We start from the raw sequence: 6,815 nt of genomic DNA on the forward strand, positions 1-6,815 counted from the left end.
AAAGATAAACTCGTTTCGTTTAAAGTTTGTGTGGTTTCCAAATACGAGATTCCTTTTGCTTTGCAAACTACAGTAAGGAACGCATTAGGATTTTTTGCTAAAGTTATCTCGTTCGTTGTTATACTGATGATGTTTTTTCCTTTAATTGTTCTGAAACTGATTAAATAGCCTTGCTGAAGAACATTGGGAAGTCCTGTTTTCAGTTCTTCTCCGGATGGAGATTTAACCTTTGCATAATAGCTTTTTCCTTCCATAGGTACAAATTGCAATTTACCCATACCATCGTGAACGCTTTCAAAAGCTGTTACTAATTCGTTATTGGAATCCAATAATTCTCCTTTAATTTCAATTGGTTTTCCGTTACTATCAACCGCTTTAAAACCAACAACGCTGGACACGTTTTCTAAAAGTGAACCGCCTTCAGGGAAGAATTCAACTTTATAAGAATTTTGCTTAGCGACTTCCCTATTCGATTTTTGAGTTTCCAAAACCGATTTTTGAGCAACTTTTGTATTTTCTTTCGACTCAAAAACATCTATAATTTCAATATCTTTTTTGAATACAAAGTCTTCTCCAAAATTCCGATTCCAGTTCGTATAAGCTCTTAATTGATATTTTCCTGATGTTACTCCAAGAGAATCCTGTAATTGAAAATCACCGTGACCTAAACCCATTTCTAAATTGGTTTTATTTCGGGCAATGATTTTAGCATCAGCTGAAATTAATTCTACATATAGAATATTACTGTTATCAAAAAGTAAATTATTCGTAGCCCGAACATTATACGCTTTATACCATAAATCCTCACCTATAAAATAAGTTAATCGATCGGTATGAAGATAGATTTTTTCAATATCATAACTATTTTGAATATTTTGTGCCTGAACCCAAAAAGGAAGAAAAAAAATACTCCCTAAAAATCCTAAAACATATTTTTTATTAATGATAAAATCTTTTTGCATAAACAGTATTTTAAAAGTTGAATTCATTTATTTTTAACAACATCATTTACATCAATAAAATTTCTTTCCTCCTCAGATAATAATATAGCGTTTGAATTTGTAACAATATCTTTAGGAAGATTTTGATATATCGGTTTTGACAAATTGATAAGACCTGCATTCTTAACTTTTTTTATTTGAGTATTTTTTAGGACATATAAATTATTTTTGATATTTCCATTATGTTTTACATCATTGTAGGTGATATTAAAATCGGCACTGACTTCAAATGAGTTTACTGTCCATTTGTTATTTTTATTTTTTTGAAAATTTAATATTGAACTAGAACTAATAGTCTCATACGAGAATTCTTTATTAGCTCTTATAGTATAACTTTTAGTAACTCTATTTTTATTTTCGACTTCATTTGTAAATGAAATGATTGCTTTAGTCTCTTTATCGAATATAATTTTCCCTTTACTTCTAAAAGAATAAGTATACCTCTTTTTCCAGTCTGATGTAAAGGAAACTAGTATTTCATTTGCAGAAGAATTTTCAATAATAAAATTAAGTTTAGGATTGATTTTTATGAAATTAATTAGAAAAATATTCAAATAGACATTGTTAATTAGATTTTTTGTGTCAATAAAACCACTATTTGAAGGTATATTTTCTTTAGGAATATCTGTAAAAATATCCATAGGGTTATTGATATTAAAATCTATTGAACCTAAACGTAACTTTAAGTCTCTTAACTGTCTGTAGTTATAGCTTCTACTCCACCAATTGACTTTAGTTACTATCAATCGCTTGAGATTATTATCAATAGATAATGTTTCTTTAAAATTACATTCTTTTTCAAAAGGCTGATTTTCATATAAATTTTCATAGTTTTCAAGTACATACTTTAGTGCTTTGGTTATATTAAAAGAACTCACAATGACCTCATCCAGAATAACTGATTTTGGAGTTAAATAAAGAGTGTTTAAGTTTTGTAATTCTTTAGAATTAATTATTTTTTCCTGATAAGCTATATGTGAAATTCTTAAATCATATTCCCGAATATTTATTGTTGCTTTTCCATCAGAATTAGTAAAAGTACCTTCCTGAATTTCCGGATAATAAATATTTACGGTTTCAACAGGCAATTTAGTTGCACTGTCTAATATCAAAATTTCTCTGTTTTGAGAATAGGAAATGATACTGTTAAATAATATAATAATCCTAAAGCAATTTTTTATTTTTCTCATTCTTTCTATTTTCTTAAAATGACCGTCAGAACTTATTTTTTAATCGAATAATACGTTGTTTTTACCACAGGAATTCCATGAGCAGTAATTCCCTCCAATGCCACTTTTAATTTAGTTTCAACATTGGTATTGTAATAATCAATACTTGTTTCACCTGTCCCATCGGGATGGACAAAAGGATTCCAATAAATCGTATTTCTAACTGCTGCATTTTTATCCGACATGGGATTTGGTTTTTCAGGATCTGGCGAGTAAAAAATACGGGCTGTAGAAAAACCTTCTATTTCTTGTTTTACAGAATAAACGGGGACTTTTTTAGGTTTATCGTTCCAATTTCTATTTATAAAAATTGAAATAATAGGTACACCTAGTTCTCTTACTACCTCAATTTTTACAATTTCATTAGGTAAAATATAATCTAAGTCATAATTATAAACGCCAAAACCATTTACCAATATACTTGGAACATCCTTTTCACCAACAACGCGTAAATCCCTATCAAATCTATCCTTAACCCAAATACCAGGAACTATCTCCAATACATCCCAAATAGAAACTAATGTTTTTGTTACTATATCAGGGGTGTAAGTACTAAAAGGATTCTTGTAATACACTGGTTGCCAATACTTATTCTTAGATTTAACTACAACTTCATTCAAAACATTCTCTGGTTTTACTCCAAAAGCTGTAAATTTATTCAATACATTTTCAGTAATCTGCTTTGTTTCAGGCAAAAGAAATAGCTCTTTTTTTAATCTTACAGGAATTGGAGCCCGTTCAATCGAATCCAAAACCATTTCACCTCTGAATTTCCCTTTTTCATTTACACTATTCAAATACATATTCGTTTTATCAAAAAACATCAAATTCTTAAATTCGAATCGACCCATTGAATCCGTAATTGCGCTAAGAAAAATGCTATTCTTTTTATTCATTAAAGCCAAAGTCAGATTGTTATTTATCAATGGTTTGTCAGAAAAAACCTCCTTCACTCTACCTGAAATGGTGATTCCTTTTTCTGGTTTGAACAAATTCTTTTCATTAACTTTTGGAGTAGTTTTCCATACAAAATCCCGCCAGCCTTGGGTCAACAGTAAATTATCTAAATGGTCTAATCGTTTTGGATTATTATTGTCAAAATAATAACCCGGATGATGTATTTTTCCTCTAATGTCAGATTCCATCAGAAAATAAGAACAGATGTTGGATTCAAAATTATCTTCTTCAACTCCGTTTGTATCGGTGACACTCAATGAAAAGCTGGCTGATTTTGGCGTGCCATCTTTTGATACAGTAGAAACATAAACTATAGTTTTTTCATTAGGTTCGTAAGTATTACTATCTGTCAAAAGCTGAACGTCTAAATCATGTTCTTTTGTAATATAAATCAAGCGCTCACTTTGGGGTTTATTAGTATTGTCGAATAATGTAATCTGGCTGATGCCGTTAGGTGTTTTGTCTTTTGGTAATTCAAAAGATAAACTCGTTTCGGTTAACGTTTGTGTGGTTTCCAAATATGGAATTCCTTTTGCTTTGCAAACTACAGTAAGGAACGCATTAGAATTTTGAGATAAAGTTATCTCGTTCGTTGTTATACTGATGATGTTTTTTCCTTTAATTGTTCTGAAACTGATTAAATACCCTTGCTGAAAAACATTTGGTAATTCTGTTTTCAATTCTTCCCCGGATAGTGTTTTAATTTTTGCATAATAGGTTTTGCCTTCCATCGGTACCATTTGGAATTTTCCCATTCCATCATGTACACTTTCAAAAGCTGTTACTAATTCATTATTGGAATCCAATAATTCACCTTTAATTTCAATTGGTTTTCCGTTACTATCAACTGCCTTAAAACCAACAAAGCTGGCTACATTCTCTAAAAGTGAACCACCTTCGGGGAAAAAATCAACTTTAAAATTACTTTGGGTTTTCTTTCTTATATTTTTAGTCTGATTCTCTGAAATAGTATGTTTTGACTGTGATTGGGAATGCTCTTCAAAGACATCTATAATTTCAATGTCTTTTTTGAAAACAAACTCTTCTCCAAAATTCCGGTTCCAATTCGTATAAGCTCTAAGTTGATAAATCCCCGGTTTTACTCCAACAGAATCTACTAATTGAAAATCACCGTGACCTAAACCCATTTCTAAATTGGTTTTATTTCGGGCAATCATTTTTGAATCATCCGAAATTAATTCGACATATAAAATGTTACTGTTATCAAAAAGCAAGTTATTAGAAGCTCTTACATTATAAGCTTTGTACCATAAATCTTCGCCAACAAAATAAGTGGATCGATCGGTATGAAGATAGATTTTTTCAATATCAGGAATTGTTTTTTTGTCCTGTGCATTAAAAGAAACAATTGATAATAAAAACAATAAGAAGCAAAGTGTTTTTTTATTTTGAATCATATAATTCTATCTTACTGATTATTTTTAATCTGATAATACATCTTTTTAACCACAGGAATTCCGCTACCAGTAATCCCTTCCAGAGCTACTTTTACTTTTGTTTCTACTTTAGTATTAAAATAATTCACAGTCGTATTACCTGTTTTATCAGGATGTACATAAGGATTCCAATAAATAGTATTTCTTATAGCTGCATTTTTATCTAATTCTGGATTTGGTTTTTCAGGATCTGGCGAATAAAAAACTCTTGCGGTGTAAAAGCCTTCTAGTTCTTTCTTAACAGCATATACAGGAACTATTTTTTTACGTTGACCATCTTTTGCACTTGTAAAAATAGAAACAAGAGTATAACTACCGTATAGTGCCGCTATATGCCATCCACTTACAACTTCTATTCTAAGAGCTTCATCAGGGGAAACTGAAAGCAATTGATCTCCACTTACCGCCTGAAAACCATCTATTAATATTGCAAAAGGTAATTTAGATGCATCTTTTGCAACAATACTGTCATAATTAACAGAAACAACGCCTCTTAATTCTTGTTCCAGATAATCAATAAAATTATAAAACTTATTGGCTTCTATTTTATTTACCTTAAAAGTATAATCAGGAACTCCATAAAATGGGTTTATTTTGTTTTTATTAGCCTTCACTTCAACTTCTTTCAACATATTCTCCGGTTTTATTCCAAAAGCAATATATTTTTTAGATACATTTTTAACAACCGAATGAGTTGTTTCAGGCAAAAGAATGATTTTCTTTTTTAACCTAACAAACATTGGAGCACGTTCAATGGAATCTAAAACGATTTCCCCTCGGAATTTTCCTTTTTCATTTACATTATTTAAGTACATACTTGCTTTATCAGAAAACATAAGGTTTTCAAATTGAAAACGACCTACAGAATCTGTAATTGCATTAAAAATTCCATGATTCTTTTTACTCATTAAAGCCAAAGTCAAATTATTATTCACTAATGGTTTATCAGAAAACACCTGCTTAACTCTTCCTGAAATGGTGATTCCTTTTTCTACTTTAAAACTGTTAGTTTCGTCAGATTTTTGTATGTTTTTCCATACAAAATCACGCCAGCCTTGGGTCAACAATAAATTGTCTAAATGTTCTAATCGTTTGGGATTGGTTGCATCAAAATAATAACCCGGATGATGTATTTTTCCTCTAATGTCTGATTCCATCAAGAAATACGAAATTATATTCGACTCGAAATTATCGTTTTCAACTCCGTTCGTATCGGTTACACTCAACGAAAAACTGGCTGATTTTCCTTCTCCGGATTTTGATTTAGAAGAAACAGAAATCGATGCTTTTTCTTCCGGTTGATATGTTGGTTTATCTGTTGAAAGTTCTACTTCTAAATCATGTTCTTTTTCAATGTAAATCAATCGCTCGCTATGTGGTTTATTGGTGCTGTCTAACAAAGTAATTTGACTAATCCCTTCGGGAGTTTTGTCTTTTGGTAATTCAAAAGACAAAGTGGTTTCAGTAAGCGTTTGGGTAGCTTCTAAATACGAAATTCCTTTTGCTTTGCAAACTACAGTAAGAAATGCATTCGAATTTTGTGCTAAAGTTGCATGATTGGTTGTTATGCTTACAATATTTCTCTCTTTTATTGTTCTGAAATTAAGTAAATAACCTTGTTTAAGAACGTTAGGAAACTCTTGACGAAGTTCTGATCCTGTTGAAGTTTTAATTTTTGCATAATAGGTTTTGCCTTCCATCGGTACCATTTGGAATTTTCCCATACCATCGTGAACGCTTTCAAAAGTGGTAACCAATTCGTTATTGGAATCCAATAATTCACCTTTAATTTCAATTGGTCTTCCATTTAAATCCACTGCTTTAAATCCAACAATACTGGCGACATTCTCTAAAAGTGAACCACCTTCGGGAAAGAATTCAACTTTAAAAGCATTTTGTTTGGCGACTTCCCTATTCGATTTTTGAGTTTCCAAAACCGATTTTTGAGCCACTTTTGTATTTTCTTTCGACTCAAAAACATCTATAATTTCAATATCTTTTTTAAACACAAAGTCTTCTCCAAAATTCCGATTCCAATTGGTATAAGCTCTTAATTGATACTTTCCGGATTTTACATCAAGAGAATCCTGTAACTGAAAATCACCGTGACCTAAACCCATTTCTAAATTGGTTTTATTTCGGGCAATGATTTTAGCTTCAGATGAAATTAA

At 30.7% G+C, this 6,815-nt stretch carries 4 protein-coding genes; all 4 read right to left on the reverse strand.

Annotation, left to right across the window (positions count from 1 at the left end; genetic code table 11):
• On the reverse strand, positions 1–962 hold a 962-nt coding region (locus tag ACSV4D_RS17880; protein ID WP_439229351.1), incomplete at its 3' end, for a hypothetical protein.
• A gap of 23 nt (positions 963–985) precedes the next feature.
• Positions 986–2,191, reverse strand: coding sequence for a carboxypeptidase-like regulatory domain-containing protein (locus ACSV4D_RS17885; RefSeq protein WP_439229352.1), 1,206 nt, complete (start codon positions 2,189–2,191; stop codon positions 986–988).
• 32 nt (positions 2,192–2,223) lie between these two features.
• Complete coding sequence (locus ACSV4D_RS17890) at positions 2,224–4,605, reverse strand: Plug domain-containing protein (protein WP_439229353.1); 2,382 nt, start codon at positions 4,603–4,605, stop codon at positions 2,224–2,226.
• 11 nt (positions 4,606–4,616) lie between these two features.
• On the reverse strand, positions 4,617–6,815 hold a 2,199-nt coding region (locus tag ACSV4D_RS17895), incomplete at its 5' end, for a hypothetical protein (RefSeq protein ID WP_439229354.1).

The organism is Flavobacterium sp. ARAG 55.4 (genome assembly GCF_051846875.1).
In the GTDB taxonomy this organism is placed as follows: Bacteria; Bacteroidota; Bacteroidia; order Flavobacteriales; family Flavobacteriaceae; genus Flavobacterium; species Flavobacterium plantiphilum.